Consider the following 2,259-nt stretch of genomic DNA (forward strand, 5'->3'; position numbering starts at 1 on the left):
ACGGATGGCTCAGGCTGCAAGGAGGTTTCTGACGGTGACGTCCATCGCGATCATGCGACTGGAGGTCTCGTTCACGCCCAGGAGAGCCATCGCCTGTTCCATGGACGCGGGTTTGGGAAGCCAGTGCGCGTCGCGGAACGCGGAAGGGAGGCCTGCCGTCGGCCGCGCCGAAGCGAACACGAACGGAAGCCCCTTGCGCTGGAGGATCGCAGCCAGGGGAAACACTTGCTCGCCGTGCAGCTCGAGGTCCAGCACGGCGCCAGCGATGTCGGCTTCGCGTTCCAGCATGCGCAGCGCCGCAGCCAGGGTGGCGACCGGGCCGGCAACCCTCGCGCCCGCCGCTTCGAGCGAGCGCGCCATCGCGCTGGCTTGGAGGTAATCCTCCTCTGCCACCAGCACCTTGGGACCAATCGGGCTTGCTTCTGGGTTCATGAACTTGATCTCGGCGTTCCTCGACCACCCCGTACCATCGGCCTCCCCCTCAGGCTCTTGAGGAAGATCAAGCTGTGGGGAAGAACCTCCTCCGCCACAGGGGAGATGCGGGAAAAGACTGCTGCACGTCTTGAGAGCCAGAAGGCCGGCTGAAGCCTCTTCAGGCGGAAACCAAGTGAGCACAAGGAACAGAGCACATGGGGTCGTCGCACCCTGCGGGGGAAGACCGGTAGCCTTGAGTCGTTCCCGGCAGCGTCCCTTCCGGGGTCATGGACCAAGGAAAGGAAAGCGAATGACCCATCCCGTCCCGGGTGAGTTGCTATCCGCGCCGCCTCCTGCTCCTTGCACGGCGCGCCCGCCGAGCTGAGCCGCCAGTGCCCTCACCAGCCGCGAACCTGTGCCGGTCCCCTTGGGCGGAGCGGATGGATCGCAGCCGACGCCTCCATCCTCCACGGTCAGCACGACGTCGTCGCCTTCGCGCCGCAGGCCCACCCAGACACTTCCTTCGCCGCGATCCGGAAAGGCGTATTTGAGGGCGTTCGTCACCAGCTCGTTGACGATGAGCCCGACAGGAACGGCCCGTCGGATCGGCAGAGAGATCGCTTCGGCCTTCACGTGCAGGGCGATGGGGTGCAGGGCGGCGATGCCGCTGCGCAAGCTGGCGACCAGGCCGTCAAGAAACTCGCCCATGTCTACGATGGCATTGGTCCGCCAGTAGGTCTCAAGATACTGGTTGACCCGGCCGATCGCCGCGACCCTTTCCGCCACTTCATCGAGGGCTTCTGCCGCGCCCTGTGTCCTGGTGACGGGGGAGGCGGCCTGGAGGCGGATCAAGGCCAGGAGGCGCTGGCTGTCGTTGCGGGACCGGTGGATGATTTCTTCCAGCAGCGTCTCGCATCCGGTCGCTGTCTGATCCGCCCGCTTCCGATGCTCCGCCGCCTCCTGGAGCGCGGTGTAGAGAGTGTCCAGGAGCGAGATGGCCAGCAGCGACGAGAAAACGAAGTAGGCGAGATAGGCGACCTCGCGGTAGTCGGAAACGGCCAATTGCTGCGCCGGGTCCACAAAGAGCCAGAGGGCGATGACGCTGCTGAGCGCGGTGGCATAAAGGCCGCTTGCCCGACCGAACACGGCCACGGCGAGCAGGATGGCTGGGTAGAAGGTGAGGTAGGGGCGGCCCGGCTCTGGCCCGAAGATCGCGAAGCGCGTCAAGGCGGCAAGCAGCACCAGGCTCGTCACAGCAATCAGGCGCAGCCAACGGGGTCGCGCTCGCCCCGCGGCCGCTAACAGGACGAGCCGCCCCACGGAACTCGACGCAGCGTCCGCCATGGCGCCGTCCTCCTCCTCGCCCGCGTGTTGGTGACAAGAAACGCAAGTCGACACTGAGCCTGGCGGAAGGACCCTCGGCCGGCTGAGACGGCAGGACCTTCATGCGCGGGTCAGCGAAAACCTGCTTGCTGAACCGGGTATGAGGCAGGGATGTGGCGCGGTTAAGTGGGTTCAGTACCTAGTTGCCTCGCGACACCGTCCTCGGATGAGCCGGTACGATGCACGGCAAGAGCTTGATTGTTTCCGCCTCATTCAACAGGGCCACTGCCGACCCTGAAGCTGAGGTGGTTCGACCGGTCGCTCCTGCGCAGCCAATCCAAGGCCAGCTGCCTCCCGCGGCATGGGGACAGGTCGCAGTTGTTGCGAGCAGCCGGGCTCAAGAAACGGCGCGGATACGCGACCGTTCCAGGCGCGTTCTGCCCGGGACATTCACACTGGCTGAAAGTCCTGATGGACCCCTACATCCTCTTGCTGGCAGGCGTGGGCGTGCTGATCCTGCTG

The 2,259-nt window shown here is 65.5% G+C and carries 2 protein-coding genes; both read right to left on the bottom strand.

Going from position 1 to position 2,259, the window contains the following annotated elements:
• Positions 1–9: 9 nt before the first annotated feature.
• The gene (locus OF850_RS23285) at positions 10–432 is read right to left on the bottom strand and encodes a response regulator (protein WP_301592794.1); all 423 of its coding nucleotides are present in this window, start codon (positions 430–432) and stop codon (positions 10–12) included.
• Between the two features lie 267 nt (positions 433–699).
• On the bottom strand, positions 700–1,758 hold the full coding sequence (locus OF850_RS23290) for a sensor histidine kinase (RefSeq protein ID WP_301592796.1): 1,059 nt from the start codon (positions 1,756–1,758) through the stop codon (positions 700–702).
• Between the last annotated feature and the right edge of the window lie 501 nt (positions 1,759–2,259).

The organism is Sabulicella glaciei (assembly GCF_026183895.1).
In the GTDB taxonomy this organism is placed as follows: domain Bacteria; phylum Pseudomonadota; class Alphaproteobacteria; order Acetobacterales; family Acetobacteraceae; genus Roseococcus; species Roseococcus glaciei.